This is a genomic window from Nocardia sp. NPDC004718 (genome assembly GCF_053601535.1).
In genome coordinates this window covers 83,716-110,714 of the sequence record NZ_JBSGCA010000014.1, presented here as the reverse complement: position 1 = coordinate 110,714, position 26,999 = coordinate 83,716, and the positions used below count along the sequence as shown (strand labels likewise).

Here is a 26,999-nt window from a genome sequence, read left to right as displayed (position 1 = left end):
CATAGGCTGGCGTCATGGTGTCCGAACGTGAACTTCTCGAATCCGTGCCGACGCAGTTGTGGATCGGAGGGCGTCCGGTCGACGCCACCGGGGCGGGTACCTTCCCTGTGCACAATCCCGCGACCGGCGAAGTGCTGACGCGCGTCGCGGACGCGACGCCGGAAGACGCGCTGCGCGCACTCGACGCGGCCGTCGCGGTGCAGGAGGAGTGGGCGGCCACGCCCGCAAGGGAGCGCGGGGAGATCCTGCGCGCGGTCTTCGAGCAGATCACCGCCCGCGCGGAGGAGTTCGCGCTGCTGATGACCCTGGAAATGGGCAAGGCGCTGCCGGAGAGCCGCAACGAGGTGCGCTACGGCGCCGAATTCTTCCGCTGGTTCAGCGAGGAGGCCGCCCGCGTGCACGGACGCTACCTGCACGCGCCTTCGGGGACCGGCCGGATCATGGTGCACAAGCAGCCGGTCGGCCCCTGTCTGGCGATCACGCCGTGGAATTTCCCGCTCGCGATGGGCACGCGCAAGATCGGCCCCGCGCTGGCGGCGGGCTGCACGATGATCGTCAAGCCCGCCTCGGCGACGCCGCTGACCATGCTGCTGCTCGGCAAGCTGTGCAGCGAGGCGGGACTGCCCGACGGCGTGCTTTCGGTGCTCACCTCCAGCCACTCCGGCGCGGTGATCCAACCGCTGCTCGACGACGCCCGGCTGCGCAAGCTCACCTTCACCGGCTCCACCGAGGTGGGCAAGAAGCTGGTGGAGAAATCCGCGAACCGGCTGCTGCGCACCTCGATGGAACTCGGCGGGAACGCGCCGTTCGTGGTGTTCGCCGACGCCGACGTCGATGCCGCGGTGCAGGGCGCGATGCTGGCGAAACTGCGCAACGGCGGCGAGGCGTGCACCGCCGCCAATCGCTTCCACGTGCACAACAGCGTGCTCGAGGAGTTCACCACCAAGCTGGTCGAGGCCATATCGAGCAGTGTGCGGCTCGGGCCGGGCGCCGACCCGGACACGACGCTGGGCCCGCTGATCAACGAGGAGCAACTGCGCACGGTCGGCGAATTGGTCGACGACGCCGTCGCGAAGGGCGCACAGGTGCTGATCGGCGGCAAGGCGCCCGACGGCCCCGGCTGGTACTACCCGGCCACCGTGCTGCGCGACGTCCCGCCGCAAGCCAGGATCCTGCGCGAGGAGGTCTTCGGCCCGGTCGCGCCGATCGTCGGCTTCGACACCGAGGAAGAGGGGCTCGCCGCCGCCAACAACACCGAATTCGGGCTGGTCAGCTACGTCTACACCCGCGACCTCGATCGCGCGCTGCGGATCGCCGAGGGCTTGGAATCCGGCATGGTGGGCGTCAACCGCGGCGTCATCTCCGATCCCGCCGCCCCCTTCGGCGGCGTCAAGGAGTCCGGCTTCGGCCGGGAGGGCGGCACGGAGGGGATCGAGGAATACCTCTCCACCAAATACATCGCGCTCACGTGAGCGAGTGCCGCGGATTCCGCGCCACTGAAGGCGATCGATCGCGCACCTGAGGGTCGAATCCGGCCTGTCGGCGCCGACCGCCCAGCCGCCCATGCTTTCCGGGGGACGACTTCGGCGATCATCGACACTAGCCTCTACCTGGGGTCCGAGGAGGCGAAGGGGCTGATCGTGAGAAGGTGCGGGTGCCGGTGACGCCTGATTGAGCAACGGCATCGTCAGAGCCTTCTTGCGGGCCGTGGACGATCTGAAACGGCTGACCAAGAGGGAAGCCGAGGGCCTCGCGGACATGAAGACAGGCGCGGCCCGCGCTTCCCGGCAAGTCGTCGATGTGCACACGCACGGTGACGCCGACGGTGCGCTCGCGATCCGGCGTGCGGCAGGTGGCGATGCCGGTCCGGGGCGGGATCTGTGCCCCCCGCCGCCGGACCGAGCGTCGCTGAGCCGGGCCGGACAGAGACTCGAAGCCGAACTGAATCGACGTTTCGGCAAGAAGGGACCGACCGACGAGGACCTGTATGACTTCATAGCCAACCGTCGGCTGTCCCGGCTGGAGCAATACGCCATCATCGACCGGAGAATCGAGGAAACAGCGGCTTCTCTCGGCCGGGACAGCGCCGACCTACGCGAGCAGATGCGGCGTGAACTGAAGGACGCGCTCGACGGGAAACCGCTCGCTATCCGCGTCCGCGACGACAAACTCGTGGCACTCCTCGAGGAAGGGCGAATCAGGGGCACCCGCAACCCCGTGGGCGTTCGCGCTCATGCCGAAGAAGAGTGGTTCGGCCCGCACGTCCACGACAACCCGCCCGTCTACGGCTACGTTGCCGTGGACGGAGTGCGTCCTTCCCAAGACGGCATGATCGATGGGTTGTCGGAGCTGAACTACGGCGACAATCAGATCTACCTGAAGCCGGAGGTCCGGTCACGAACGACCATCACGTTCGGTGACTCGCTGGTGGAAAGGGAACGGGCGATACCCTCCCCCCTGGACAACCCGTCGGAATATTCCTATGGCGTCGGAGTACGCGATCTCGCTCCTATCGGCCGCGACTATCTCGGAGCAGATTTTCGCGCCAACCATTTCATCGAAGCCCAGATGTTCGATCTGACAACCGCGGACATAGATTTCATCGGGTTGCACCAGTCACCCAGTCCGGCGTTGCGACAGGCGCTGGACCAATCCGGAGTGGATTGGCGTGTCCTGACCAATCGCACGATCGCGGCGGAGGGCAGCCCCGCGGAACGAGCGGCCGCGATCGAACGGACGAGCCAAGACCTCGAGCATCTTCGCCATGTGCATCCCGTTATGCGCTCGCATGCCGAACCGATCGAAGCAGAGCTGAGGGCCGACCTGCGGGCACTGAACGATTCCACCGCAGGTGATGGACCGGCCGCGGCCCCCGGATAGCGTCGGTGGGGCACCATCCACCGAGCCGACGGTCTGGAGACCGTCGGCCCCGGGTGGTAGGCGGCCCGGGCGGACATGAAGCGACCGCCCCGGGTGGCATAGCCCGGGGCGGTCTATTCGAAAGCGACGGTCTCGCGAGCGCCGCGTGGGGGTCAGATCAGTGGCCGAGACGACCGCGGCCGAGGCGTAACAGCAACATGGCGAGGGTGTGGCCCTCTTGACCGAGCTCGCTGAAGCGCTCCAGCACCTTCATCTCGCGACTGTGCACGAGGCGCGGCCCGCCTGACGCCATGCGCGTCCGGCCGATGATCCGGGAGATCTCCGTACGGCGCTTGATCGCGGCCAGGATCTCCGCGTCGAGACGGTCGATCTCCTTGCGGAGCTTGTCGATCTCGGCCTCGGTCTGCGGCAGCGCGGATTCGGACCCGGTCGTCGTGGCAGGGGTGCTCATCATTCATCTCCTCGTGTCAGAACATGGATCGGCGGGTGCCGACGGCTCGTTACCGATCAGTTCTTTCACCGTGAAACAGACCTGGTGGGGCCTTGTATTGTCCCCCCAGAAGGCGTGCTCAGGTACAGGCTCCGCGATCCCGGCGTTCGGCTGGCAGCCGAATCGGACGTCTTGCGAAAGCGCTGAGCATGTCGCCAGTGTGCCACGGGCAGGGGGGTATGCAAAACGTATACGTTTGGCAATGTCGCGAGAAACGCAGGTCGTTTCGCCCGCCCTTCCCACCCGGGGGAGTTCACCCGCCGTTCAGTCGACCGGCGCCGAACCGATACCGACATCACCCGGGGCTTCATCTCTGTCGGTGCCCGCCGGTAGCGTGGATGGACGATGGACATCACGGTGGCTCCCAAGACGCAGGGCGGTCGGGTCGTGCACCCGGATCCCACATCGAAATCGCAGCTCGCCGGCGGTAACGCGGGGGAGGGGTGGCAGCCTGCCTCCGTTCCCGAGGCGCCGCCCACGGACGCCGAGCGCGAACGGCAGCGCGTCGAGCGGGAACAGCGGCGCGCCGAGGAGGCCGAGCGCCTGCTCGACAGCCTCAATCCACAGCAGCGCGCGGCGGTGGTGCACACCGGATCCCCGCTGCTCATCGTGGCGGGCGCGGGCTCGGGCAAGACGGCCGTGCTCACCCGCCGCATCGCCTACCTGCTGGCCGCCCGCGGTGTCACGCCGGGCCAGGTGCTGGCCATCACATTCACCAACAAAGCCGCCGCGGAGATGCGGGAGCGGGTGACCGGGCTGGTCGGCCCGCGGGCGAACGCCATGTGGGTGTCGACGTTCCACTCCAGTTGCGTCCGCATCCTGCGCACCCAGGCGGCGCTGCTGCCCGGCCTGAACTCGAACTTCTCGATCTACGACGCGGACGATTCGCGGCGCCTGCTCACCATGATCAGCCGCGACCTGGACATCGACGCCAAGAAGTACTCGGCGCGCCTGCTCGCGACGGCGATCTCGAACCTCAAGAACGAACTCATCGACCCGGCCCGTGCCACCGCCGACGCGGAATCGGACGACACGGAGCTGCCCGGCCTGGTGGCCAAGGTCTACACCGAATATCAGCGCAGGCTGCGCTCGGCGAACGCGCTGGACTTCGACGACCTGATCGGCGAGACCGTGGCGCTGCTTCAGCACCACCCGCAGGTCGCCGAGTACTACCGCCGCCGGTTCCGGCACGTGCTGGTGGACGAGTACCAGGACACCAACCACGCGCAGTACGTCTTGATCCGCGAGCTGGTCGGCCACCACGTGGAAGGCGGCGACGAGGACCGGGTGCCGCCGAGCGAACTGTGTGTGGTGGGTGACGCCGATCAGTCCATCTACGCTTTCCGGGGCGCGACGATCCGCAATATCGAGGAGTTCGAGCGCGACTTCCCCGACGCCGAAACCATTCTGCTGGAGCAGAACTACCGCTCCACCCAGCACATCCTCTCCGCCGCCAACGCGGTGATCTCGCGCAACGAGAACCGGCGCGAGAAGAAGCTGTGGACCGATTCCGGCGAGGGCGACCTGATCACCGGTTACGTCGCCGACAACGAACACGACGAGGCGTCCTTCGTCGCCCGCGAGATCGACCGGCTGGTCGACCAGGGCGAGGCCAACTACGGTGACGTCGCGGTGTTCTACCGCACCAACAACAACTCTCGCGCGCTGGAAGAGATCTTCATCCGGATGGGCCTGCCCTACAAGGTGGTCGGCGGCGTCCGCTTCTACGAGCGCAAAGAGGTGCGCGACGTGGTCGCCTACCTGCGCGTGCTGGAGAACCCGGAGGATGCGGTGAGCATGCGCCGCATCCTCAATACGCCCCGCCGCGGCATCGGTGACCGAGCCGAAGCCTGCGTGGCGGTCCATGCCGAACAGCGCGGGATCGGTTTCGCCGCCGCCCTGCGCGACGCCGCCGAAGGCAAGGTGGCACTGCTGAACACGCGCGCTCAGCGCGCCATCGCCGGCTTCCTGGAGCTGCTCGACGACATCAGGGCCGCGGGCGAACAAGCGGAGTCCGACTTCCCCGACCTGGGCAACGTCGTCGACGCGGTGCTGGAGCGCACCGGTTATCGCGCCGAACTGGAGGCGTCCGACGATCCGCAGGACGGCGCTCGGCTGGACAACCTCAACGAGTTGGTCAGCGTCGCGCGCGAGTTCAGCTCCGAGGCGCACAACAACGCGGAGGCCGCCCGGCAGGAGGGGCTGTTGCCCGAGGTGGGCGAGGGGGAGCCGGATCCCGGTTCGCTCGCCGCGTTCCTCGAGCGGGTCTCGCTGGTGGCCGATACCGACCAGATTCCGGACGAGGGCTCCGGGGTGGTCACGATGATGACGCTGCACACCGCCAAGGGGCTGGAATTCCCGGTGGTGTTCGTGACGGGTTGGGAAGACGGGCAGTTCCCGCACATGCGGGCGCTGGGCGATCCCACCGAGCTGGCCGAGGAACGCCGCCTCGCGTACGTCGGCATCACCAGGGCCCGGCGGCGGCTGTATCTGACGCGGGCGGTGGTGCGTTCCGGCTGGGGCCAGCCGGTGTCGAACCCGGAATCGCGCTTCCTCCAGGAGATTCCGGGCCACCTCATCGACTGGCGTCGGCTCGAGCCCGCCGGTTCACCCGCGACGAGGGGTCTGCGGCGGCGTGGCGGGGACGACGACGGGCTGGAGCGGGACTGGACCCGCGGCGACGGCTGGGCGGAGCCGCGTCCCGGCTTGCGTGATCGCGGTCCGCGCAGGCCCGCTCCCGGCGGCGCGACCCGCAACAACACGAATTTGGTCCTCGCCGTGGGCGATCGGGTCAGCGACGACAAGTACGGTCTCGGCCGCGTGATCGCGGCGGAGGGCTTCGGCCCACTGGCCACGGTGACCATCGACTTCGGCACCGCGGGCAAGATCCGGTTGATCCCGCAGTACAGCCGGACGTTGGTCAAGCTATAGGCCGCGTGGGCCTTTCGACCCTGCTTCTGTCGGCGTCGCGCCGGTAGCGTCCGCGACGTGGATACGGCCGCACAGCATCTCCTATGGTTCCTGCCCATGCTCTGGCTCGGCATGGTGCTGGCCATCTCGTTCCTGGAAGCGCCGCTGAAGTTCCGCGCCCCAGGGGTCACGCTGGCGCTCGGCCTCGGGATCGGCCGCTTGGTGTTCCGTGCGCTGAACACCGTGGAGGCCGTGCTCGCGGTGCTGTTGGTGCTCGCCGCAGTGATCGTCGGCCCCGGCGCGGCGACGTGGGCGTGGCTGTGCGTCGCCGCGGCAGTGCTGGCCGTTCAAATCGTGGTGGTGCGCCCGCCGCTTTCACGCCGCTCCGATCGCGTGCTGGCGGGCGAGAAACTGCCGCGCTCCCACGCCCACTACTGGTACATCGGCCTGGAGGTCGTCAAGGTCGTCACGCTGGTCGGCCTCGCGATCGCAGCGGCGCCGTAGAGCGGCCGCTGTCCTCCGTCCCTTACCACCATGCGCGCGGACCCGGCCCTTCTCGTGCTCTTTCTCGACACTCCGACCTTCTTGCGGTGGTGCGTCATTCTGGACCCATGACGATCTCGCTCGAGCGAGCCGAGTCGGTGGTCGCCGCCGCACGGCGAGCCGCGGCCGACCGCAGGGAAACGGTCACGATCGCAGTGGTCGACGCCGACGGCAATCTGATGGCATTCGCACGCATGCCCGGCGCCTCGCTGCCCACCATCGACTCCGCCCAGCACAAAGCTGCCGCCGCGATCGCACTCGGCTTCGACACCATTCAGATGGCCCCGCTCAACGACCTGGGGCATCTGCTGCGCGGAGCGGTGTCCTCGGGCGAACCGTTCGTGCCGCACGGCGGCGGTGTCCTGATCAGAACGGGCGGCGTCCTGCTCGGTGCGCTCGGAGTGTCCGGCGCGACAACCCCGATCGTCGATCACAAGATTGCGTGGGCGGCCGTTCGGTCGGGGTGAATACCCATACCCGCCGGTGCCCCTCCCGGCCGTTCAGCGCTGTTCACGCGAAGTGTCCGGCTTCATGCGCCCGGCGTCGATGAGCGTCTGCCGGGCCGCTGCCTTACGCGGGCATTGATCGGCTCGGCATGCCCTGTGCCGTTGCATGGTCTGATGCGCTTCCGGAACGCTCAACGGCGTTTCGGGAGCTTCGTGCGGCCAACCGGTAGGCCACAGCCCGGGCTCGGGCCGCTCGGCGCTGATCCGTTCGCGTTCGCGTGCGGCGCGCCACTCGGCGGCTACGCGATCGATGATCGCTTGCGCCGACATGTCGTCCTGCTCGCCGTCTCGCCACCAGTTGAACCCCATCGCGTTTCACCCCTGCTGTTCTCGTTTGTTACTTGGGTGCACGCCACCCGGCGAGGTGGTGGTCACCGCGAGCCGCTCACGGCGGGCGGTGCGTCCGTTCCGGGCGGCGGAACAGACGCGCTCGCCGGGTGGGTGCGGCTGCAAGCGTCGCGCGTAGAACTTCGCTCTGGACTGGGAAAACGGCTACAGCGCGTCTACTGATCCGCCTACGATTCACGCATGGGGACGGACGGGGGGTTTCCTCCTGATATCGGGGAACGTCTGCGAGCCGCCAGGCAGGCGGCGGGCCTTTCGCTGGCCGGACTGGCAGCGCGCATACCGTTTTCACGCAGTTACCTGGGGCATGTCGAGACGGGAACGCGCGCCGCCTCGGCCGACGTGGTTGCTGCGTATACGCGCGCATGCGGCGAAATGACATGCGACCCTGCCACACTGGTCAGTATGTTGGGCCGAGCGGATGTCGACCGGCGGTCGTTCCTCCGCACATCTGTCTACAGCGCCGCACTCTCCGCGACAGCGCTGGTGGCGCAGTCCGATATGGCCCGGTTGGTCCGCGTCGATGAATCGACGCACGCCGGCATGCCGGAAGTTCGTGCCGTCCAGGGAATCACGGATGCCTTCCTGCGCATGGACGAAGTCAAAGGCGGCGGCATCGGCCGAACCGCCGTCGCCGAATTCCTGAGTACCGACGTGGCGTCGCTGCTGCGCTCGCGGTTCGCCGATTCGACGGTCCGTTCCGCCGCCTTCAGCGCCGCCGCCGAATTGGCCTACCTGGCGGGTTTCAAAGCGCACGACGCCGGGGAGGACGGCATCGCGCAGCGGTATTTCCTGTCGGCGTTTCGGCTGGCGGAGGAAAGCCAGATGCCCGGCCAAGACGCATGGGTGCTGCGCATCCTCGCCATGCAAGGAACGGATATCGGCCAGCCGAACTTCAGTCCCGTCCTCGCCGAAGCGGCCGTAACTCGGGACGGCGGCCAACTCGGACCAGATGCGACGGCATTGCTCACAATCGCTGTCGCCCGCTGTCACGCCGAAACCGGCGACCACGGCCGAGCACTGGCTGCTCTGCGGACCGCCGAACCACACATAACTCCTGACCTGACCAGCGAACAACCCCGCTGGGTGTCGATGTGGTGCCCGAACAAGGGCACGGTCGTGGACCAGGCCGCGAAGACGTTCCTTGCTCTGGGCGACCTCGCCAATGCCGAACGTTATTACGAGCTCGCCACCGGCATCTGGGATCGCGAGACTCACGCCCGCGTGTGGGCGCTCAGCGCTGCCGAAACCGGTCTGCTGCACTGGAAACGCGGCAAGCACACCGATGCCGTCGACATGTGGCGCTCCGCTTTAGCCGCGTTGCACGCCGTCAATTCCGTGCGTACCACTACTGCCTTGTGCAAGATTCGCCGCACGGCCCCCGAACTATTCGAGGACGCAGCCCCCACCGGCACCCCCGCCCCGTGAGTCCGGCGCCGCCGCGCCGACATCGCAAAGGGTATATGAAAGGTCGCCCGGGAGTTGTTCGCCAGCAACGGTAGCGCGGCAGCGCACAGTACCCGTGACGCATCGTAGGCGAGCAGTACCGGGGGCTCCAACGCTGCGTAGACGTGAGCGATACGGTCCGAACTTCCTTGGCGTGGACCATCCTGTCGGAGAGGGCGGCATGACGGGTCTGTTTCGCCGTGTCAATGCGGCAGCAGGTCAGCCAACGCCTTGTCGAGGGCGGGGTAGCGGAAGGTGAAACCTGCCTTCTTCAGTAGCTCCGACGTGGCGTGACGGCCGGTAAGACCGAGCGCGGGATCGGAGCGCCGACCAAGCTGCGGGGCGCGCCACCCCCTCTAGCGCGACATGCCATTACCGAGCGGGTGAGCCGACCGCGCACAGGACGAAGTTTCGCACCCGAAGCCGGGTCGCACGCCCGCGTTCATGGTGAGCAACCCGCTGCGATGGGGCGAGCAGGGGCTGACCGTACTGCTGCGAGCAGCTATGTGCTGCAACCGGTTTCGCGCCCGCATTCATCGGGCGCGAACACAGCGGAGGAGCGTACATCCACCTCCGGCTAGTGCGATCCATGGTCCGCCGGGTTGCGGCCCACCGACTGGGAAGGCGCGTCAGGCAAGCGTCGACGCGTCGCTCAGTCGCGCTGCGGGCCGAGGCTGATGCCACGGGTGGCCAGCCAGGGCAGCGGGTCGACCTTGTCGGTGCCGTTCAACCAAACCTCGAAGTGGCAGTGCGGGCCGGTGGAGAACCCGCGGTTGCCGATCGTGGCGATCTGATCACCGGCGAGCACACGCTGGCCCGCTGACACCGTGGCGGTGTCGATGTGGCCGTAGATGGTGATGGTGCCGTCGTCGTGCAGCAGGCGGACCCACATGCCGAAGCCCGACGCGGGACCGGCCTCGATCACGGTGGCGTCGGCCACGGCGTAGATCGGGGTGCCGATCGGGCCCGCGATGTCGATGCCCAGGTGCTGCACGCCCCAGCGGGCGCCGAAGCCGGAGGTGAACGTGCCCGCGGCGAACTTGGTGAACAGCGGGCGAAGCTTCGAGGACTCCTGTGCGGCGAGATCCTCGGCGTACTTCTGGCCCTTTTGCAGAATGTCGTTGAACTGATCGAGGTTGGCCGGCGCGGAAACGCTCAGCACCTGCGGTGAGTCCAGCGCCGCCGTGGGGTCGGCCACGTTCATCGACTGCGCGGCGATCTCGTGGATCTGCCCCGCGGCTTCGTAGTCGACCGCCTGCGAGGGCTGGTCGGGCGAAGCGAAGGCGGCCTGCCCGGCCGCTACGACAGCGCCCGCGGCGACGGCCGCCACCGCGGCGCGTCCCTTGAGCGCGGCGGGCGGCGCGGCCACCCGGTGCGCGCCACCGCGCCTGTTCGTGGCGCGGCGCCCGGGGATGACGGTCGGAAGAGCGCGTGCGCCCGGCTCCTCGTCGGACTCGGACTCGGGCTCGGCGGTCTCGGTCGCCCAGGACTCCTCGGGAGCCCAGCAGCCGGTGTCGGACACCCAGGCCTGCTCGTCGGGCGCCCAGGTCTCCTCTTCGGCCCACGCCTCGCCGGAGTTCCATGCCGAGCCGGAGTTCCACGCCTCGCCGGAGTTCCATGCCGCGCCATCGGACCAGGCCTCCTGCTGAGCCCACTCCTGTTGCGACCAAGCGTTGTTCGTGGCCCAGGAGTTGTCGGAGGCCGCGTTCGCGTGGACCGACTGGTCGTAGCCGCCGTCGTGGACGGGCGACTCGGTCTCGAAGCCGTATCCGGCGGCCTGCAAGTCGTACTCGCCCTGCGGAGCCTCGTACCCGGCGTAGTGCGGGTCGAACGATGGCTCGGCGTAGCTCGCCGGGGCGAAGGACTCGTCGTCGGGGCGGTAACGATGTCCCGTCCGCGAGCGATCAGTGGGAGCGAAGGTGGAGCTGTGGTTCATCGGCGGTGCCACATCGTGAAGCTGATGGAACTTGGAAGCCGCCTGACCAGCGGCGTCGATCGGTCGAATGCGGAGCGGCTCTCCGTCTGCGGAGCGCTGTGCTGCGTCAAAGCTTGCCGTCCTCCTAGTCGTGACCGTGTTGTGACATCGACCGCATTGACGGTAACGAAACGATTGAGCCGCGACAAGCGGTGCGCAGCTTCCGTAACAAACATGTGAGATTGATCACGCTTTGCCCATGGAATATCTCACTGCGGTATGGGCACTCCGGAGAGGTCGCTCAACGACAAGTTGTAGTAGATTCCGGCGCGCTCCCGGGTTCGGTCCTCTACCTGGCGCGGCGTCGGCAACCTACTCGCCAGTAGCGTTGGCCAGCGGTTTTGCCGCTCCGGACGACGCCGGGTGACCTGTGCCACTTAGGATGAACGTGGCCGATTGGCCCTCCATGTGACTGGTTAGAGTCCGACCCGACCCGCTTCCGACGTCGGGCCGCCAACAAAGACGTTGTCATCACAACGCAGACGAGACGGTGAGTACATGGATCTCTTCGAATATCAGGCGAAGGAGCTCTTCGTTAAGCACGGAGTGCCTTCGTCCGAGGGCCGCGTCACGGACACGGCCGAGGACGCCCGCGCCATCGCGGAGGAAATCGGCAAGCCGGTGATGATCAAGGCCCAGGTGAAGGCCGGTGGCCGTGGCAAGGCCGGTGGCGTCAAGTACGCCGCGACCCCGGACGACGCGCTCACGCACGCGCAGAACATCATCGGCCTGGACATCAAGGGCCACATCACCAAGAAGATCCTGGTGGCCGAGGCCAAGGACATCGCGGAGGAGTACTACATCTCCTTCCTGCTGGACCGGGCCAACCGGACCTACCTGGCCATGTGCTCGGTCGAGGGCGGCATGGAGATCGAAGAGGTCGCCGCGACCAAGCCGGAGCGGCTGGCGAAGGTACCGGTCGACGCGGTCAAGGGCGTCGACCTGGCGTTCGCGCGCTCGATCGCCGAGCAGGGCCACCTGCCCGCCGACGTGCTGGACGCCGCGGCCGTGACCATCCAGAAGCTGTGGGAGGTCTTCGTCGCGGAGGACGCCACCCTGGTCGAGGTCAACCCGCTGGTGCGCACCCCGCAGGACGAGATCCTCGCGCTGGACGGCAAGGTCACCCTCGACGAGAACGCCGGATTCCGGCACCCGGAGCACGAGGCGTTCGCGGACAAGGACGCGACCGATCCGCTCGAGCTCAAGGCCAAGGAGAACGACCTCAACTACGTCAAGCTCGACGGTGAGGTCGGCATCATCGGCAACGGCGCGGGTCTGGTCATGTCCACCCTGGACGTCGTCGCCTACGCGGGCGAGGGCCACGGCGGCGTGAAGCCGGCCAACTTCCTGGACATCGGCGGCGGCGCCTCGGCCGAGGTGATGGCAGCGGGTCTGGACGTCATCCTGAACGACAGCCAGGTCAAGAGCGTGTTCGTCAACGTGTTCGGCGGCATCACCGCGTGCGACGCGGTCGCCAACGGCATCGTGAAGGCGCTGGAGATCCTGGGCGACGAGGCCAACAAGCCGCTGGTCGTCCGCCTGGACGGCAACCGCGTCGATGAGGGCCGCAAGATCCTGGCCGACGCAAACCACCCGCTGGTGACGCTGGCGCAGACAATGGACGAAGGCGCCGACAAGGCCGCCGAACTGGCAGCCGCCCGATAACGACGGCCGAGTAAGGACGAAAAGAAATGTCTATCTTCCTGAACAAGGACTCCAAGGTCATCGTCCAGGGCATCACCGGCGGCGAGGGCACCAAGCACACCGCGCTGATGCTGAAGGCGGGCACCCAGATCGTCGGCGGTGTGAACGCGCGCAAGGCGGGCACCACCGTCGCGCACACCGACAAGGACGGCAACGCGGTCGAGCTGCCGGTGTTCGGCACCGTCGCCGAGGCCATCAAGGAGACCGGCGCCGACGTGTCCATCGCGTTCGTGCCGCCGAAGTTCGCCAAGGACGCCATCATCGAGGCCATCGACGCGGAGATCCCGCTGCTGGTGGTCATCACCGAGGGCATCCCGGTGCAGGACACCGCCTACGCGTGGGCCTACAACGTGGAGAAGGGCGGCAAGACCCGGATCATCGGCCCGAACTGCCCCGGCATCATCACCCCCGGCGAGTCGCTGGTCGGCATCACCCCGGCCAACATCACCGGCAAGGGCCCGATCGGCCTGGTGTCCAAGTCGGGCACGCTGACCTACCAGATGATGTACGAGCTGCGCGACTTCGGCTTCTCGACCTCCATCGGCATCGGCGGCGACCCGGTCATCGGCACCACCCACATCGACGCCATCGAGGCGTTCGAGAAGGACCCGGAGACCAAGCTGATCGTGATGATCGGCGAGATCGGCGGCGACGCCGAGGAGCGGGCCGCGGCCTACATCAAGGCCAACGTCACCAAGCCGGTCGTCGGCTATGTGGCAGGCTTCACCGCCCCCGAGGGCAAGACGATGGGCCACGCGGGCGCCATCGTGTCCGGCTCGTCGGGCACCGCCCAGGCGAAGAAGGACGCGCTGGAGGCCGCGGGCGTGAAGGTCGGCAAGACGCCGTCCGAGACCGCCGCGCTGGCTCGCGAGATCCTGGAGAAGGCCAGCATCAGCGCCTGATCTCCGCACCGTGCACGAAGGCCGCCTCCGAATTCGGGGGGCGGCCTTCGTCATGTGTGGCGGGGGCTCAGGCTTGGGCAGAAGCCGAGCGTCCGGTCCAGCCACTCGCGGTTCTCCTCGCAATCCATCACGAGGCAGCAGGGCGGATGGTTCATCGAGTTGGCACCGGGAATTCCCCGCTATTGAGAATCCGGGTGGTGTGAAAAGCGCCATCGCGGGCAACAGTTTCAATGAGCGGTAGGTGGTCTCGCTAGGAGCTTCGCGCCGGACACCGCCGCGACCTGCCGTGACGCGGGCGAATCCGCTCGCCTCGGCCGTCGCGGCGGGATGACCTCGGCGAGGGAGTGCAGTAGCGTCAGAAGTAATCCAGCCGTGAAGACCATGTACGACTCGATTTAGGAGACGACGACATGTCCTACCCGACCGGGGGCTCTGGGTACAACACACCCTCGCCCTCAGCGCCATCCAGCCAGAGTCCGGCCGCGGGTGGTGCCACTTCAGGTTCGAGCGCTACCGGTTCCGATGCCAAAGGTCTGCCGTTCTTCCTGGTGGTCGGCGTAGCGGCGCTCGGCGTGATCAACTTCCTGCTCGGCTTCCTGCCGTTCCTCGGCAGGAAGCCGATCGATATCGGCGGCCGCACGGTCAGCACGACGGAGACGGCCAACCTCTTCGAGGTCGCGTCCGGCTCACCGCTGCTCGGCCTGCTGCTGCTCGGCGGCCTGCTCGCCGGACTGTCGCTGCTGCCCAGGCAGAACTGGACCGGCGCGGCCGCGGCGGCTTCGACCGCCGGCTTCGTCGCGTTGCTGTTCCAGTCGTTCAACTTCGGTTCGGGCAGCGAGCTGAAGGTCGGTGCGTTCGTCCTGCTCGTGCTGTCCTTCGTGCAGGCCGCGCTGGCGATCGCCGCGACGCTGTTCGAGGTGGGCATCCTCAAGGCGCCCGCCCCGCGCCCCGCCGCCGCGCCGAGCGGGTTCGGTCAGGGCGGCTACGGCCAGCAGCAGCCGTCGTACGGACCGGGGCAGCAGTCCTACGGGCAGCCGGGTCAGCAGCCCGGCTACGGCGCGAGCCCTTATGGGCAGGCCGGGTACGGCGCCCAGTCCGCGCCGCCGCAGTTCCCGTCCCAGCAGGGGCAGCCGTCGCCTTACGGGCAGAGCCAGCCGAGCTACGGACAGAGCCAGCAGGGCCAGGCGTACGGACAGCCGCAGTCGCCTTACGGGCAGAGCCAGCCGACCACGGCCTACGGCGCGCCCCAGCAGCCGGGTTCGCCGTACGGCGCGCAGCCGCGCCCCGACGAGAGCGTGACCCAGCACTTCGGCGGCCAGCAGCAGTCCGGTCAGCAGTCGCCCTACGGTTCCCCGGGCTACGGCCAGCAGCAGGCGCAGACCAGCCAGCCGAGCCAGCCGAGCGGTCCGTTCGGCGGCGAGCAGAGCGGTGACCCTTCCTCGGATGCCACCCAGGCATTCCGTCCTTCGGACGACAAGAACAAGTAGAGAGCTCAGCGGCGTCCTCCCCGGTGCGGCGATCGCGTGCCTGCGGCGCGCCTGACCCGTTCGCGCCGGGGAGGATGCCACGCTGAAATGCCATGAGCTCCTCCAGAAACTCCTCGGCCCGCCGGATCGGCGGGCCGCGCTCGTCGCAGCCGCACCCCGACGCGGACGAAGCCGGGTTTCTGTCCCTCACCCCGGAGCGGTCCAGGGTGCTCATCGCCGTAGCGGGCCGCCCGTCCGCCTTCGGGCTGACCACCCTCGTCGTCCTCGTGCTCGCCACGCTCCTGGCGGCGGGCAGCGATCTGGACGGCGCCTCCGGCGCGATCGCCGCCTCCTGGTTGGGCGTGCACCAGGTTCCGCTGGTGATCGGCAAGACCTCGCTCGGCTTGCTTCCGCTGTTGCCGACCGCCCTGCTGGTCTGGCTGGCCGCGCGGGAATGCGCGCGCGCCGTGGAACCGCAATGCACCCGAGCGGATCTCGGGTGGATCGTCGGCGCCGCGGTGGGCGGTCCGCTGCTGGTCACCATCGTCTGCCTCGCGGTCACCGAAGACGCTTCCGGTGTCATCGCGCTGCAACCGCCGAACACCCTCGCCGCGTTCGTGTGGGTCGCCGCGTTGTATCTGCTCGCCGCCGCCATCGGCATCGCCGTCCGTCTCCGGCGCGAGTTGTTCGTGCTGCTGCGGCTGCCCGATTGGGCGGTTTCCGGCCTGTACGGCGCGGGTCGGTCGGTCCTGCGCCTGCTGGGTTGCGCGAGCGCCGTGGTGGTGGTCTCGTTCCTCGTCCACGTTTCGCGGCTCGGTGACATGTATCAGTCGGCGGACAATGCCGGTGGCGTCCTCGGCCTGACGCTGCTCTCGCTGGCGTATCTGCCGAACCTGGTGATCCACACCGTCGGTGTGCTGGTCGGTTCCAGCGCGCAGATCGGCGTCGCCTCGTTCGGACTGTTCTCCGTCGTCGGCGGCCCGATCCCGGCGTTTCCGTTGCTCGCGGCGGTGCCGACCGGTCCGGCGGCGGGATGGTGGCCGGTGGTGCTGCTGATCCCCGCGGCGGTCGGCGTGCTCGGCGGGCTGGACATCGCGCGCACTTCCACCGACCGGATCGGCGCGCCGTGGGCCACGCTCGTCTCCGCCGCGCTCGCCGCGCTCGCGCTGACCGTGGCGGGCGCGGTCGCGGGCGGCGAACTCGGCGAGGTGGGCCGGGTCGGCCTGCAACTGCCGATCTTCGCCTCGGTCACGTTCGCCTGGCTGGCGATCCCCGGCTACGCGGGCCTGGTGTTCGCTCGCTGGTTCCTCGTGCCGGTCGGCGTCCCACCGGCGGACTACACCGATCCGTACGACGATTACCCCGACGACGACGACGCCGACTACGACGACTACTACGAGACCGACGACGGCGACTACTACGAGGACGACGACTACTACGACGACTACGACCGGCCCGAGCTGGAGGCCCCGCTGGACGCCGAACTCGTCGACGAGCCGCCCGCGATCGAGACCGTCGGTCGGCATCACGACCACGCCGCGGGCGACATCGTCGACGCCGAAGTGGTCGAGGCGGACCTGCCGGACAGTGACCGGGTGGACGGTCGTTAGGCTTTAACCCGGCGGTGCCGCATCCGTCCGCTATCCGATCGATCAGGGAGTAGAGCGCTGACGTCCCCGTATGCCTCGTGGAAGCCCGTGACGACGCCGGCCACCGTCGTCGTCCTGGCGTCGGGCACCGGTTCGCTGCTGCACGCCCTGCTGGACGCCGCGGCCGCGCCCGGCTATCCGGCGAAGATCGTCGCGGTCGGCGTCGACCGGCTGTGCGCGGCCACCACCCATGCCGACGCCGCGGGCGTACCGCATTTTCGGGTGGCGCTGAAGGACTTTCCGGACCGCGCCGCGTGGGATGCCGAGCTCACCGAGGCGGTCGCCGAGCACCAGCCGGATCTGGTGGTGTCGGCGGGCTTCATGAAGTTGCTCGGTCCCGCTTTCCTGGACCGGTTCGGCGGACGGATCATCAACACCCACCCCGCCCTGCTGCCCGCGTTTCCCGGCGCGCACGGCGTGCGGGACGCGCTCGCCTACGGCGCGCGGGTCACCGGCTGCACCGTGCACCTGGTCGACGAGGGCGTGGACACCGGGCCGATCCTGGCGCAGGAGGCGGTGCCGGTGCTGCCGGGTGACGACGAGGCCACCCTGCACGAGCGCATCAAGATCGTCGAGCGACGGTTGCTGGCGGAGGTCGTCGCCGCCGTCGCGACGCGAGGCATTGTCTCCGATGGACGAAAGGCAGTTATCCCAGATGAGCGAGTTCTCCGGTGAGTGAACGCAAGCCGATCAGCAGGGCGCTGGTGAGCGTCTACGACAAGACGGGTCTCGTGGAGCTCGCTACCGGTCTGCACGCGGCGGGCATCGAGCTGGTCTCGACCGGGTCCACCGCGGGCAGGATCGCGGACGCGGGCATCCCGGTGACCAAGGTCGAGGACCTGACCGGGTTCCCGGAGACCCTCGACGGCCGGGTCAAGACCCTGCACCCGCGGGTGCACGCGGGCATCCTGGCGGACTCGCGCAAGCAGGAGCACGTCGATCAGCTGGTCGAACTCGGCGTCGAGGCGTTCCAGCTGGTGGTGGTGAACCTTTACCCGTTCACGCAGACCGTGGCCAGTGGTGCGACCCCGGACGAGTGCGTGGAGCAGATCGATATCGGTGGCCCGTCCATGGTGCGCGCCGCGGCGAAGAACCACCCGTCGGTGGCGGTGGTCGTGGACAGCGGCGACTATGACGACGTGCTCGCCGCGGTGAAGTCCGGCGGCTTCACCTTGGCCGAGCGCACAGCTTTGGCGGCCAAGGCTTTCCAGCACACCGCGAGTTATGACGTGGCGGTCGCGAGCTGGATGACCAACGTGCTGAGCGCGGGCGGCACGGCCGAGGACACCGCTGTCCGGTTCCCCGAGTGGCTCGGCGGCACCTGGGAGCGGTCGGCGGTGCTGCGTTACGGCGAGAACCCGCATCAGTCCGCGGCCCTGTACACCAACGGCGACGGCGGCCCCGGGCTGGCGCAGGCGCGGCAGTTGCACGGCAAGGAGATGTCGTACAACAACTACGTCGACGCCGACGCGGCCTGGCGCGCCGCCTACGACCACGAGGCTCCGGCCGTGGCGATCATCAAGCACGCCAACCCGTGCGGCATCGCGCTCGGCGCCGACATCGCGGAGGCGCACCGCAAGGCGCACGCCTGCGATCCGGTGAGCGCGTACGGCGGGGTGATCGCGGCGAACCGCGAGGTCACCGTGGAACTGGCCGAGCAGGTCGCCGAGATCTTCACCGAGGTGATCGTCGCGCCGTCCTACGCCGACGGCGCGGTGGAGGTGTTGCAGCGCAAGAAGAACGTGCGCATCCTCGTGGCCGAGCCGCCGACGCGCGCGGGCGCCGAACTGCGTCCGATCAGCGGCGGCGCCCTGCTGCAGCAGCGTGACGTGCTGGACGCGCCGGGCGACGACCCGGCTCATTGGACCTTGGCCGCCGGCGAGGCCGCCGACGCGGAAACGCTCGCCGATCTGGCGTTCGCCTGGCGCGCTTGCCGGGCCGTGAAGTCCAACGCGATTCTGCTCGCGCACGACGGCGCTTCGGTCGGTGTCGGCATGGGCCAGGTCAACCGCGTGGACGCGGTGGGCCTCGCGGTCCAGCGGGCCGGGGACCGGGCCAAGGGGTCGGTGGCGGCCTCCGACGCCTACTTCCCGTTCCCGGACGGTCCGCAGACCTTGATCGCGGCCGGTGTCCGCGCCATCGTGCAGCCCGGCGGTTCGGTGCGCGACCGGGAGACCATCGACGTCGCCCGCGAGGCGGGCGTCACCCTCTATCTCACCGGGGCCCGCCACTTCGCCCACTGAGCTCGATGGTTCCGCGACGCCGCGTCGGATCGAGGATCCGGCGCGGCGTTCTTCGTTCGATTCCCGCCCGTATCGCGTGGTCGGGCAAGGGTTTCGGTGGTCCCCTCCGAGAATTGTGCTGGGGCGCATGAGGAGCCGTGCGAGGCGGCCCGTCGCAAGCCGGCAGCTATTCGGTTACGAGGGAACAGTGCGGGACCAGCCTGTCGTGCGCACCGAGCGCTAGACCGCGCTGAGCACCGTACGGTTTCCGAGTGGCTCTTTCAGCGGTACCTCCAGTGTGCCGAAGACCGCGATCATCGTGCACATGCGGCCCACCGCCTCGGCGCGGCTGCCGGAGCGCAGTTCGACCGTGACCGTCGACGCGGTCTCGGTGACCGTGGCGTCCACGCCGTAGCACTCCGGCGAACCGGTTTCGAAGTTCACGGCTATCTTGTTGTCTCCCAATCGAGTCCACGATTGGAATGGGATCGGATGCGCGCCGACGATGGACGGGTCGGCGGTGAATTCGTTGCCCTGGTTCCCGCGCGGGTCCTCGGTGGGCGTGCGCGCCGCCGCGCTCGGAGAGGCGCTCGTGCTCGGCGTTCTCCCTTCGTCGTCCGAGCCGCCGCAGCCCGCGGCGGCAAGACAGGCGAGCACTACGGCGACAACTGTGGCGGCGCGTCCGGCCTGGATCCGATCCATACCGACACCCTAGTCCCGGCGTCGGTTCACATACCGCACAGCGGGTGCGTCGTGCACTGGGACGAACCCCACAGTGAACGTTCCGCGAACCCTGCGCTTAATAGCTCCCAAAGTCGTTCGGGGGCAGTAAGTTCTGCGGGGATGCGCGCTGGAGTCGTTGCGGCGCTCATCATGTCGGATGCTCTACCAGCTTTTTCCGGAAAGGAAGTATCGTGGTCGACACGCTGCGCGTAGGCGAAGAACTCGGGCGAGGGCAGTCCCTCCAGGGCGGGGCTTACACTCTCACCCTGCAGGACGACGGCAATCTAGTGCTGTCCGAGCCGGGCGGGAATGTCGTGTGGGCCACCCAGACGCACGACCAAGGCGTGGAGCGGGCCGTACTGCAGCACGACGGCAACTTCGTCCTCTACAAGAGCGACGGCGCGGTCTGGGCGACGGAGACCAACGACCGGGCCGCCGATCGGCTGGTCGTGCAAGCGGATCGCAACGTCGTGCTGTACGGCACCGACGGCAGCGCGCTGTGGGCCTCCGGCACCGACACCGACACTCCGCTGCCAGCCCCGGAGCCGGAAGCGGAACCGGTGCAAGAGCAAGTCGCGGCTCCCGCCGCCGAGGAGGTGCCGCCTCCGCCGCCCGCGCCGGAGCCGCGCACCTACACCGTCGAGCCGGGCGACACCCTGTGGGCGATCGCCGAGCGTTTCTACGGCGACGGCAACCGCTACCGGGAGATCGCGGACGCCAGTGGCATCCCGAACCCGGACGCGATCAACCCCGGCCAGGTCCTGACCATCCCGTGACCCGGCCGGTTCGGTAGCGACGACGACAAAGACCCCCGGTGCTCGCGCATCGGGGGTCTTTCCGGTTCGCTCGTGTCGCGGAGTGCGCCTAGCGGCTGGTGAACGGCAGCAGCGCCATCTCACGGGCGTTCTTCACCGCGACGGCGACCTGGCGCTGCTGCTGCGGGGTGAGCCCGGTGACCCGGCGGCTGCGGATCTTGCCGCGATCGGAGATGAACGTACGCAGCAGGTTCACGTCTTTGTAGTCGACCGTCTCGATGCCGGCGGCGATGAGCGGGTTCTTCTTCGGACGGCGGGCCTGCTCTGCGCGAACCTTCTTCGACGGTGCTCGCTTGACTGCCATATGACGAGTTCCTTCTCACGAGATCAGTGGTTGTCTACCAGCTCGATTTGTGCACACCGGGCAACTCGCCCCGGTGGGCCATCTCGCGCACACGCACACGGGAAAGTCCGAACTTCCGGAGGTGACCGCGCGGTCGTCCGTCGGCGGCGTCCCGATTGCGCAATCGTACCGGACTGGCGTCGCGCGGCTGCCGCCGCAGTTCGGCCTGGGCGGCCGTGCGTTCGGCCTCCGGTGTGCCCGGCTTCCGGATGAGCTCCTTCAGTTCGGCGCGGCGCCCCGCGTAGCGCGCCACGATCGTCCTGCGCTGCTGATCGCGCGCGATCTTCGACTTCTTGGCCATCTCAGCGCTCCTCACGGAAGTCGACGTGCCCGCGCACCACCGGATCGTATTTGCGCAGCACGAGGCGGTCCGGGTCGTTGCGGCGATTCTTGCGGGTCACGTAGGTGTACCCGGTGCCCGCCGTGGACTTCAGCTTGACGATCGGGCGGATGTCGGTCGATTTCGACGCCATGGGTCGCTCCTCAGATCCTGTCGCCACGGGCACGGAGCCGCGCCACCACGGCCTCGATCCCGTCCCGATCGATGGTCTTGATGCCCTTTGCGGAGACGGTCAGCGTGATGCGCCGGTCTTCGCTGGGCAGGTAGTAGGTCTTGCGCTGGACGTTCGGGTTCCAGCGGCGGCTGGTCCGCTTGTGCGAGTGCGACACGGACTTGCCGAATCCGGGCTTGCGCCCGGTGACCTGGCAGTGGGCCGACATCCGGACTCCCTCCAGTAGATGACAATCATTTTCGACAACGGCTACTCGACAATGTACCGTTGCCGTACGGCAAATGAAAATCGTTACTGAAAGGGGTTCCCGGTGGCTGCGGATTCCACCCTGGTCCCACCCGGCACCGACCGCAGAACGTCCGTGCTGGTGCTCGCCGGTTTCGCCGGACTCGCCGCGGCGGGCGTGGATCGCGCGGCCGCGGTGCTGGGCGCGGCCGCGGGCACCGTCGTGGTCCGCCACGATCTGACCCAGCTGCGGGAGGGCGTCGTGCGTCGCACGGTGCGCACCGCGACGCAGGAGACTTCGACCGTGCTCGAGATCGCGCACGGCTGTGTCTCCTGCACGCTGCGGATGGATCTGCTTCCGCTGCTGTGCACCCTCTCCCGCCGGCAGTCGGTGGATCGCATCGTGCTCGCGCTCGACCCCGCGTTCGAGGCCGAGGCGGTGTGCCGAGCCATCGAGCACGTCGTGGTCACCGGCGTGCACGGTCGCATCGACGGCCCGGCCGTGCGCGACGTCCGGGTGGACGCGGTCCTGACCTGCCTGGACGCCGGCGTCTGGCTCGCCGACGCGACCAGCGACGAGACGCTCGCCGAACGCGGTCTCGCCGCCGCCGAGGACGACCGGACGGTGGCGCAGGTCGCGGTCGGGCAGGTGGATTTCGCCGATGCCGTCCTCGTCCTCGGCGCCGCCGCGGACGGAGCGCTGCTCGTCGACGCGGCGGTCGAGCGAGGCAAGCTCGCCGCGGTCCTGGCCAGGCTGGTTCCCGGCGCGCCGATCGCCTGGGCGGACGAGCCGGCTTCCGTCACGTCCGCGCTGGTCGAAACGCTGCTCGCGCGCGTCCCCGCCGATTCGCGCCGGGGGCGGGTCTTCGACGCGCACGCACCGCTTCTGCGTGGCCGACCGCCCTTGACCAGTGACTACGGCGTCGAACTCGTGGAGTTCGCCGCGGCGCGGCCGTTCCATCCCGCCCGCCTGCACAAGGCGCTCGACGTATTGTTCGACGGCGTCGTGACCGCGCGCGGCCGCCTGTGGCTGGCCACCCAGCCCGACGAGGTCGTGTGGCTCGAATCCGCCGGCGGTGGCCTGCGGGTGGGCGGTGCGGGGCGCTGGCTGGCCGCGATGCCGGAAGCGGAACGGGCCGAGGCGGACCCGGAGCGTCTCGCCATGGCCGCCTTGCGCTGGGACGAGCGATTCGGCGACCGGGACGTCTCGCTGTCCATCCTGGTACACGACGCCGATCCGGCGCGGATCCGGGAGGCGCTGCACTGGGCGCTGGTGGAGGACGACGAACTGCGCTTGGTCGAGCGCGCGCCGGAGCGGGTCGCCCGATGGGAGGACCCGTTCGGCGAGTGGCACGCCGATCCATGCGCGAGTGACGGGGAGGCAGTGCAGCCCGTGCAGGACCTGAAAACCCCGAAAGGAGAGTCGAAATGAAGAAAGGTATCCATCCGGACTACCACCCGGTGGTCTTCGAGGACGTGAGCACTGGCAAGCGGTTTCTCACCCGGTCCACGGCAACCGGTACCCGCACCGTGGAGTGGGCCGACGGCAACACCTATCCGCTTCTGACGGTGGACGTCACCGCCGATTCGCACCCGTTCTGGACCGGTGCGCACCGCGTGCTGGACGCCCAGGGGCGGGTGGAGAAGTTCGAACGCAAATACGGCAAGCGCGTGCGGAAGGAGGCCTGAGATGGCGGTGCCGAAGCGGAAGATGTCGCGGTCGAACACCCGCAGCCGCCGGTCGAACTGGAAGGCCGCACCGGTGGATCTGGTGGCGGTGACCGTGGGAGGCGTCGTGCGTCGGGTGCCGCGCAGGTTGGTCGCGGCCGTGCGGCGCGGCTTGATCGACGTCGAGAAACTCTGAGCGGTACGCCCGCACGGAGATCGTAGGAGCTGCCGTGCCCGAGGCCGCCAGCGACGGCCGGTTGCTCGACCGATGCCGACCTCGCCTGGAACGGGCCGGATACTGGTCTACTGTCCGGAAACGGGCACTTCGGCGCCCTTCGGAAAAAAATTTCCGGTCGGTTATCGACAGTGTAGCTATTTTCTAGCTACCAATGTGTCCTGCATCACGTCGCACTATTGCGCCGGAAGTGATTGCGACTGGATAGCCACACGCGGAATCCCGGACTGTCGGTCGGTTTTGGGCCGAGGAAAAGTTCGCCGAAAATGATGCGCGCGCAGCCCGATACCGGTACCCTCGTCGTCGAGGGCGGGTTCTCTTGGTTCCCAAGAGAACCCGTCCATCGCCAATTTTGGGGCCGTTCAGCCGGTTTCGCTCGCCCCGTCACTCCCGCTCACCGAGCCGCGCGCGTTCGTCGATCGCGCCGGTGTGGGTTCGGTCTTTCGAGGTCAACGCCGTAAGCCCGGCGTCGCCGCCCGGTGCGCGCCGCTCGCCGTCGTGTCCGGGCAGGCCGGGAAAGTCCGGCAGCAGCGCCTCGAGGCGGGCCAGCTGTTCACCGACAAGCGCCGCGGGACCCTCGATCAGCGACAGCGGCCACGGCCAGTGTCGTCCGTTCCAGCGCTCCACCTGCTCGGTCAGCTCGGCCGTCGTCGCCTCCAGTTCGCTGATCTCGGTACGCAATTCGCCTACTTGCGTTCGCAACTCGGCTGATTCGCGCTCCAGCGCGGCTATTCTGGTCAGCGCCGCGGCCAATCCGTCCACCAGCGTCCGATTCCGGCCGTCCGCGTCGGCGCCCAGCTGTGGCCAGCCGGACAAGTCGGGTCCGCGCAGCTGAATCTGGATGTCGCGCAGCACTGCCTCTTGTTCCGGCGTCACGTCCGGCTCCTCCCGTTCCACGAAATCCCACTGGCCGAAATCGATCGTCTCGGCCTCGTTCACGTCACAGCGCACGCCGCCGACCGTCACCTGGCGGCGCGTCTGATGAATGGCACGCCTGGTCTCCACGTTCGTGCCGGACCAGGCGTCGGTCTGCCACGCCCAGGTCGCGTACCCGGCATCCAGTGTGCGGCTGACCGTCCAATACCCGCCGTAGATACCGACGTTCGCGCGGCCGAGCACGGTCGCGGCACCGTCCAGATAGGCGTTGACGCGCAACTGGTCCTGTTGCGTCGCGTCGAAATCCGCGGAGAAATAGATCGGCCGGTCCACCCGGCCGCCGCAGCGCAGCACCTGCGCGAGGGCCGCACGCGCGTCGACGATGCCCGCGCCGTAGCCGTCCAGCATCCGCGCGGCCGTGGTCTCCCAGTTCGAGACGAGCGAGATGCCGTGCGCCCGCAAATCGTTCGCTTCGGACGGGGTGAGCAGTTTGCCGGGCAGACTCGGGCCGCCGTCGGACAGATACCGCACCACGAAGTCGTACCCCGCCGCCCGAATCGCCGCGCCCCCTGGACGACCCGCGGCGTAATCGAGACCGAAACGCATGGCTTCCACTGTAAGTGGGCCGGCCGAGTGAATCCGTGGCATCGCCGAATCCGGCACGCCGACGGGGATCGGTCAGCGGAAAACGGTCGATCGGCCCCGAATGGCGCCGCGAAACCGGATCAGCGGGCGGGCTCCAGCTTCGGCCTGCGCGGCTTCGATGGTGCGGCCAACTCGCGGCGATCAGGTGCGATCAGCACCGCGGAGATCGGCACGGTCAGCGCGAGCAAGCCGATGACGAACATCGGGAACACGAAGTCGAACAGCTCGACGCCGTCGGGCACCTTCGCCGACCGGTTGACGTCGAAATGCAACGCGGCCACCGCCGTGTAGTAGGTGGCGGCCACGCCGACGCCGAACAGCAGCACCGTCGCGGCGCGGGCCAGCGGGAAGCGCAAGGTCTGGAACAGCCACAGCGTCGCCGTCGCGGTGATCACCCCGATCACGGCGGAGACGACGGCCAGCCAGGTCGTCACGCCCACCGAACCCTGGATCTCCAGTGAGCCGATGCCGAGGTAGTGCGTGACGCCGATGCCGAGGCCCAGTACCAAGCCGCCGGGCAGCAGCAGCGCGAGCCGGGGGGTGCGCCCGATGATCAGCAGTGCCGCGAAGACGGCCACGATGGACACCACCAGCGCCGCGACCAGCCTGCCCGGGTCGTAACGCATCGCGCTGCCGGGCACTTTCAGGCCCAGCATGGCCACCGAGGTGGCCAGCCACGCACCGACGCCGCCCAGCGATATCGCCGCAGAAACCAGCCACACCAACCGGAACTGGACCGAGCGCGCGCCGTGCCGTATGCAGGCGAGGCCGACCATCGCGCCGAGGACCGAAATGCCCACCGACAGCCCGACCAGCCAATAGCCGAGCGCGAACTGGTCGACGGACGTGGTGGCGGCACTACCCGCGGCCAGCACCGCGACCTCACGCATGGCGGGCCGTTCCTTCCAGTTCGTTGGCCTTCAGCTGGGCGATCGCGTACTCGGTGACCGCGGCGAGCGCCTGGCGCACCTCGATCGCGTTGCGCGCGTCGATGTCCACGATCGGGACGCCCTCGCGCACCGAGAGCGCCTCGCGCAGTTCCGCGATGGGGAAACGCGGTGCGTCGGGGAAGCGGTTGACCGCGATCAGGAACGGTAGCTTGCGCGCCTCGAAGAAGTCGACCGCGGCGAAGCTGTCCTCCAGCCGCCTGGTGTCGATCAGCACCACGGCGCCGATCGCGCCGCGGATCAGGTCGTCCCACATGAACCAGAACCGCCGCTGGCCCGGCGTGCCGAACAGGTAGAGCACCAGGTTGCCGGGCAGGATGATCCGGCCGAAATCCATGGCGACCGTGGTGGTCTCCTTCTCCGGCGTCTCGGCGAGATCATCGATGCCGTCGGAGTAGCGGGTCACCATCGCCTCGGTGCGCAGCGGAACGATTTCCGAGACCGCGCCGACGAACGTGGTCTTGCCCGCGCCGAAGCCACCCGCGACGACGATCTTCGTCGAGGCGACCCGGTTCTCGAAGCCATCCGGGCCGGGGGCGTTGCCCGATCCGACATTTCCACTTGGCCCGGGGTGTCCACTGGGCCCCGGATTCCTATAGGGCGCGGAGTCCACGCAATGTCCTTTCCATCAGGGAACGGCGCTCGTCATAGCTCGCCTCTTCGGTCAGGGTCGAATGCACGCGCATGGTGCCGTCGACGACCAAGTCGCCGATCACCACACGGACCATGCCGAGCGGCCGGTCCAGATGTGCCGCGATCTCCGCGACCGACAACCGATGTGTGCCGAGTCGCAGTATCTCGGTACGGATATCGCCGGTCGGCCAGTCGAGATGTGCAGTGTACGACAAGGTTTCGATGACCGCCTCCAACGGCAGGTCGATCGCGGGTTCGGTGCGCCCCGAGGTCAGGGCGTAAGGCCGGACGCGCGTGGTGGGTCGTGGTCCGGGACCGTATGGGTTGGACATCTCACGC

Annotated in this window: 28 protein-coding genes and 2 pseudogenes; 17 read left to right on the top strand and 13 right to left on the bottom strand. The window is 68.5% G+C overall.

Annotated features, from left to right (window positions below; genetic code table 11):
- Nucleotides 1–14 precede the first annotated feature (14 nt).
- Complete coding sequence (locus ACWEH3_RS13530; protein WP_450023052.1) at nt 15–1,472, top strand: NAD-dependent succinate-semialdehyde dehydrogenase; 1,458 nt, start codon at nt 15–17, stop codon at nt 1,470–1,472.
- A gap of 199 nt (nt 1,473–1,671) precedes the next feature.
- Complete coding sequence (locus ACWEH3_RS13525; protein WP_450023054.1) at nt 1,672–2,880, top strand: hypothetical protein; 1,209 nt, start codon at nt 1,672–1,674, stop codon at nt 2,878–2,880.
- Nucleotides 2,881–3,037: 157 nt separating this feature from the next.
- Here ACWEH3_RS13525 and ACWEH3_RS13520 read toward each other — a convergent pair whose 3' ends face one another.
- Nucleotides 3,038–3,331 (bottom strand): chorismate mutase, encoded by a 294-nt coding sequence (locus ACWEH3_RS13520; protein ID WP_062977356.1) that lies wholly within the window; start codon nt 3,329–3,331, stop codon nt 3,038–3,040.
- Between the two features lie 384 nt (nt 3,332–3,715).
- Between ACWEH3_RS13520 and pcrA the strand changes: the two genes are divergently transcribed.
- The 3 genes from pcrA (at nt 3,716) to ACWEH3_RS13505 (ending at nt 7,290) form a co-directional block, all read left to right on the top strand.
- Nucleotides 3,716–6,301 (top strand): DNA helicase PcrA, encoded by a 2,586-nt coding sequence (gene pcrA / locus ACWEH3_RS13515; protein WP_450023056.1) that lies wholly within the window; start codon nt 3,716–3,718, stop codon nt 6,299–6,301.
- A 96-nt stretch (nt 6,302–6,397) separates the two neighbouring features.
- Complete coding sequence (locus tag ACWEH3_RS13510) at nt 6,398–6,784, top strand: hypothetical protein (RefSeq protein ID WP_450023092.1); 387 nt, start codon at nt 6,398–6,400, stop codon at nt 6,782–6,784.
- 107 nt (nt 6,785–6,891) lie between these two features.
- The gene (locus tag ACWEH3_RS13505) at nt 6,892–7,290 is read left to right on the top strand and encodes a GlcG/HbpS family heme-binding protein (RefSeq protein WP_450023058.1); all 399 of its coding nucleotides are present in this window, start codon (nt 6,892–6,894) and stop codon (nt 7,288–7,290) included.
- 33 nt (nt 7,291–7,323) lie between these two features.
- On the opposite strand, the gene ACWEH3_RS13500 is transcribed toward ACWEH3_RS13505, so the two are convergent.
- Complete coding sequence (locus tag ACWEH3_RS13500) at nt 7,324–7,638, bottom strand: hypothetical protein (protein WP_450023060.1); 315 nt, start codon at nt 7,636–7,638, stop codon at nt 7,324–7,326.
- Between the two features lie 219 nt (nt 7,639–7,857).
- Here ACWEH3_RS13500 and ACWEH3_RS13495 point away from each other — a divergent pair.
- Both ACWEH3_RS13495 and ACWEH3_RS13490 read left to right on the top strand, forming a co-directional pair.
- Nucleotides 7,858–8,034 (top strand): annotated as a pseudogene (locus ACWEH3_RS13495) (helix-turn-helix domain-containing protein); the annotation flags it as partial.
- A 45-nt stretch (nt 8,035–8,079) separates the two neighbouring features.
- Entirely contained in the window at nt 8,080–9,102 is a 1,023-nt protein-coding gene (locus ACWEH3_RS13490; protein WP_450023098.1) for a hypothetical protein, read from the top strand.
- Between the two features lie 221 nt (nt 9,103–9,323).
- On the opposite strand, the pseudogene ACWEH3_RS13485 reads toward ACWEH3_RS13490, so the two are convergent.
- Together ACWEH3_RS13485 and ACWEH3_RS13480 are read right to left on the bottom strand one after the other, a co-directional pair.
- Nucleotides 9,324–9,443: pseudogene (locus ACWEH3_RS13485) on the bottom strand (DUF1731 domain-containing protein); the annotation flags it as partial.
- 329 nt (nt 9,444–9,772) lie between these two features.
- Nucleotides 9,773–10,642: a M23 family metallopeptidase gene (locus ACWEH3_RS13480; protein WP_450023094.1), complete on the bottom strand. Its 870-nt coding sequence runs from the start codon at nt 10,640–10,642 to the stop codon at nt 9,773–9,775.
- Between the two features lie 951 nt (nt 10,643–11,593).
- Here ACWEH3_RS13480 and sucC point away from each other — a divergent pair.
- The 6 genes from sucC to purH all read left to right on the top strand — a co-directional run bounded on the left by sucC (nt 11,594) and on the right by purH (nt 19,059).
- Entirely contained in the window at nt 11,594–12,760 is a 1,167-nt protein-coding gene (gene sucC / locus ACWEH3_RS13475) for an ADP-forming succinate--CoA ligase subunit beta (protein WP_039801161.1), read from the top strand.
- Nucleotides 12,761–12,786: 26 nt separating this feature from the next.
- Entirely contained in the window at nt 12,787–13,701 is a 915-nt protein-coding gene (gene sucD / locus ACWEH3_RS13470) for a succinate--CoA ligase subunit alpha (RefSeq protein ID WP_355074650.1), read from the top strand.
- 410 nt (nt 13,702–14,111) lie between these two features.
- Nucleotides 14,112–15,188, top strand: coding sequence for a DUF5336 domain-containing protein (locus tag ACWEH3_RS13465; RefSeq protein ID WP_450023063.1), 1,077 nt, complete (start codon nt 14,112–14,114; stop codon nt 15,186–15,188).
- Between the two features lie 92 nt (nt 15,189–15,280).
- A complete protein-coding gene (locus tag ACWEH3_RS13460; protein WP_450023065.1) occupies nt 15,281–16,777 on the top strand; it encodes a cell division protein PerM in 1,497 nt (498 codons plus the stop codon).
- Between the two features lie 87 nt (nt 16,778–16,864).
- Nucleotides 16,865–17,491, top strand: coding sequence for a phosphoribosylglycinamide formyltransferase (gene purN, locus ACWEH3_RS13455; protein WP_450023067.1), 627 nt, complete (start codon nt 16,865–16,867; stop codon nt 17,489–17,491).
- Entirely contained in the window at nt 17,488–19,059 is a 1,572-nt protein-coding gene (gene purH, locus ACWEH3_RS13450) for a bifunctional phosphoribosylaminoimidazolecarboxamide formyltransferase/IMP cyclohydrolase (protein ID WP_450023069.1), read from the top strand. The genes purN and purH overlap by 4 nt, the downstream gene beginning before the upstream one ends.
- Before the next feature lie 219 nt (nt 19,060–19,278).
- Here the strand turns inward: purH and ACWEH3_RS13445 are convergent, their stop codons facing one another.
- Nucleotides 19,279–19,740 carry a hypothetical protein gene (locus ACWEH3_RS13445; RefSeq protein ID WP_450023071.1) on the bottom strand — a complete coding sequence of 154 codons (462 nt, stop codon included), beginning with the start codon at nt 19,738–19,740 and terminating at the stop codon, nt 19,279–19,281.
- Between the two features lie 212 nt (nt 19,741–19,952).
- On the opposite strand from ACWEH3_RS13445, the gene ACWEH3_RS13440 reads away from it, so the two are divergent.
- On the top strand, nt 19,953–20,537 hold the full coding sequence (locus ACWEH3_RS13440) for a LysM peptidoglycan-binding domain-containing protein (RefSeq protein ID WP_450023073.1): 585 nt from the start codon (nt 19,953–19,955) through the stop codon (nt 20,535–20,537).
- 88 nt (nt 20,538–20,625) lie between these two features.
- Here ACWEH3_RS13440 and rpsR read toward each other — a convergent pair whose 3' ends face one another.
- Genes rpsR through rpmB form a run of 4 tightly spaced genes read right to left on the bottom strand, consistent with a single transcriptional unit; the run spans nt 20,626 to nt 21,639 of the window.
- A complete protein-coding gene (gene rpsR / locus ACWEH3_RS13435) occupies nt 20,626–20,880 on the bottom strand; it encodes a 30S ribosomal protein S18 (protein ID WP_011211513.1) in 255 nt (84 codons plus the stop codon).
- Nucleotides 20,881–20,914: 34 nt separating this feature from the next.
- Nucleotides 20,915–21,220, bottom strand: a complete 306-nt coding sequence (rpsN, locus tag ACWEH3_RS13430; protein WP_355074636.1) for a 30S ribosomal protein S14 — start codon at nt 21,218–21,220, stop codon at nt 20,915–20,917.
- 1 nt (nt 21,221) lies between these two features.
- Complete coding sequence (gene rpmG, locus ACWEH3_RS13425) at nt 21,222–21,392, bottom strand: 50S ribosomal protein L33 (RefSeq protein ID WP_450023075.1); 171 nt, start codon at nt 21,390–21,392, stop codon at nt 21,222–21,224.
- A 10-nt stretch (nt 21,393–21,402) separates the two neighbouring features.
- The gene (gene rpmB / locus ACWEH3_RS13420) at nt 21,403–21,639 is read right to left on the bottom strand and encodes a 50S ribosomal protein L28 (protein WP_450023077.1); all 237 of its coding nucleotides are present in this window, start codon (nt 21,637–21,639) and stop codon (nt 21,403–21,405) included.
- Nucleotides 21,640–21,741: 102 nt separating this feature from the next.
- Here rpmB and mrf point away from each other — a divergent pair, with 102 nt between their 5' ends.
- The 3 genes from mrf to rpmF are packed head-to-tail and all read left to right on the top strand — an operon-like array spanning nt 21,742 to nt 23,520.
- Nucleotides 21,742–23,088, top strand: a complete 1,347-nt coding sequence (gene mrf / locus ACWEH3_RS13415) for a ribosome hibernation factor-recruiting GTPase MRF (RefSeq protein WP_450023079.1) — start codon at nt 21,742–21,744, stop codon at nt 23,086–23,088.
- The gene (locus tag ACWEH3_RS13410; protein ID WP_356963833.1) at nt 23,085–23,345 is read left to right on the top strand and encodes a type B 50S ribosomal protein L31; all 261 of its coding nucleotides are present in this window, start codon (nt 23,085–23,087) and stop codon (nt 23,343–23,345) included. The genes mrf and ACWEH3_RS13410 overlap by 4 nt, the downstream gene beginning before the upstream one ends.
- A 1-nt stretch (nt 23,346) precedes the next feature.
- Nucleotides 23,347–23,520 (top strand): 50S ribosomal protein L32, encoded by a 174-nt coding sequence (gene rpmF, locus ACWEH3_RS13405; RefSeq protein ID WP_355074628.1) that lies wholly within the window; start codon nt 23,347–23,349, stop codon nt 23,518–23,520.
- A gap of 423 nt (nt 23,521–23,943) precedes the next feature.
- Here rpmF and ACWEH3_RS13400 read toward each other — a convergent pair whose 3' ends face one another.
- From ACWEH3_RS13400 to ACWEH3_RS13385, 4 genes are all read right to left on the bottom strand, one after another.
- Nucleotides 23,944–25,041, bottom strand: a complete 1,098-nt coding sequence (locus ACWEH3_RS13400; RefSeq protein ID WP_450023082.1) for a glycoside hydrolase domain-containing protein — start codon at nt 25,039–25,041, stop codon at nt 23,944–23,946.
- Nucleotides 25,042–25,160: 119 nt separating this feature from the next.
- Complete coding sequence (locus ACWEH3_RS13395; RefSeq protein ID WP_450023084.1) at nt 25,161–25,970, bottom strand: MHYT domain-containing protein; 810 nt, start codon at nt 25,968–25,970, stop codon at nt 25,161–25,163.
- Nucleotides 25,963–26,520, bottom strand: a complete 558-nt coding sequence (locus tag ACWEH3_RS13390; RefSeq protein ID WP_450023096.1) for a GTP-binding protein — start codon at nt 26,518–26,520, stop codon at nt 25,963–25,965. The genes ACWEH3_RS13395 and ACWEH3_RS13390 overlap by 8 nt, the downstream gene beginning before the upstream one ends.
- A gap of 100 nt (nt 26,521–26,620) precedes the next feature.
- Nucleotides 26,621–26,992 (bottom strand): DUF742 domain-containing protein, encoded by a 372-nt coding sequence (locus tag ACWEH3_RS13385; RefSeq protein WP_040782732.1) that lies wholly within the window; start codon nt 26,990–26,992, stop codon nt 26,621–26,623.
- Nucleotides 26,993–26,999 lie beyond the last annotated feature (7 nt).

Excerpts from the sequence above, each read along its gene's own strand:
- ACWEH3_RS13530 (WP_450023052.1), top strand. The coding sequence starts at position 15 with ATGGTGTCCGAACGTGAACTTCTCGAATCCGTGCCGACGCAGTTGTGG.
- ACWEH3_RS13520 (WP_062977356.1), bottom strand. The coding sequence starts at position 3,331 with ATGAGCACCCCTGCCACGACGACCGGGTCCGAATCCGCGCTGCCGCAG.
- pcrA (WP_450023056.1), top strand. The coding sequence starts at position 3,716 with ATGGACATCACGGTGGCTCCCAAGACGCAGGGCGGTCGGGTCGTGCAC.
- ACWEH3_RS13510 (WP_450023092.1), top strand. The coding sequence starts at position 6,398 with ATGCTCTGGCTCGGCATGGTGCTGGCCATCTCGTTCCTGGAAGCGCCG.
- ACWEH3_RS13505 (WP_450023058.1), top strand. The coding sequence starts at position 6,892 with ATGACGATCTCGCTCGAGCGAGCCGAGTCGGTGGTCGCCGCCGCACGG.
- ACWEH3_RS13500 (WP_450023060.1), bottom strand. The coding sequence starts at position 7,638 with ATGGGGTTCAACTGGTGGCGAGACGGCGAGCAGGACGACATGTCGGCG.
- ACWEH3_RS13490 (WP_450023098.1), top strand. The coding sequence starts at position 8,080 with ATGTTGGGCCGAGCGGATGTCGACCGGCGGTCGTTCCTCCGCACATCT.
- sucC (WP_039801161.1), top strand. The coding sequence starts at position 11,594 with ATGGATCTCTTCGAATATCAGGCGAAGGAGCTCTTCGTTAAGCACGGA.
- sucD (WP_355074650.1), top strand. The coding sequence starts at position 12,787 with ATGTCTATCTTCCTGAACAAGGACTCCAAGGTCATCGTCCAGGGCATC.
- ACWEH3_RS13465 (WP_450023063.1), top strand. The coding sequence starts at position 14,112 with ATGTCCTACCCGACCGGGGGCTCTGGGTACAACACACCCTCGCCCTCA.
- ACWEH3_RS13460 (WP_450023065.1), top strand. The coding sequence starts at position 15,281 with ATGAGCTCCTCCAGAAACTCCTCGGCCCGCCGGATCGGCGGGCCGCGC.
- ACWEH3_RS13445 (WP_450023071.1), bottom strand. The coding sequence starts at position 19,740 with ATGGATCGGATCCAGGCCGGACGCGCCGCCACAGTTGTCGCCGTAGTG.
- rpsR (WP_011211513.1), bottom strand. The coding sequence starts at position 20,880 with ATGGCAGTCAAGCGAGCACCGTCGAAGAAGGTTCGCGCAGAGCAGGCC.
- rpsN (WP_355074636.1), bottom strand. The coding sequence starts at position 21,220 with ATGGCCAAGAAGTCGAAGATCGCGCGCGATCAGCAGCGCAGGACGATC.
- rpmG (WP_450023075.1), bottom strand. The coding sequence starts at position 21,392 with ATGGCGTCGAAATCGACCGACATCCGCCCGATCGTCAAGCTGAAGTCC.
- rpmB (WP_450023077.1), bottom strand. The coding sequence starts at position 21,639 with ATGTCGGCCCACTGCCAGGTCACCGGGCGCAAGCCCGGATTCGGCAAG.
- ACWEH3_RS13410 (WP_356963833.1), top strand. The coding sequence starts at position 23,085 with ATGAAGAAAGGTATCCATCCGGACTACCACCCGGTGGTCTTCGAGGAC.
- rpmF (WP_355074628.1), top strand. The coding sequence starts at position 23,347 with ATGGCGGTGCCGAAGCGGAAGATGTCGCGGTCGAACACCCGCAGCCGC.
- ACWEH3_RS13400 (WP_450023082.1), bottom strand. The coding sequence starts at position 25,041 with ATGCGTTTCGGTCTCGATTACGCCGCGGGTCGTCCAGGGGGCGCGGCG.
- ACWEH3_RS13395 (WP_450023084.1), bottom strand. The coding sequence starts at position 25,970 with ATGCGTGAGGTCGCGGTGCTGGCCGCGGGTAGTGCCGCCACCACGTCC.
- ACWEH3_RS13385 (WP_040782732.1), bottom strand. The coding sequence starts at position 26,992 with ATGTCCAACCCATACGGTCCCGGACCACGACCCACCACGCGCGTCCGG.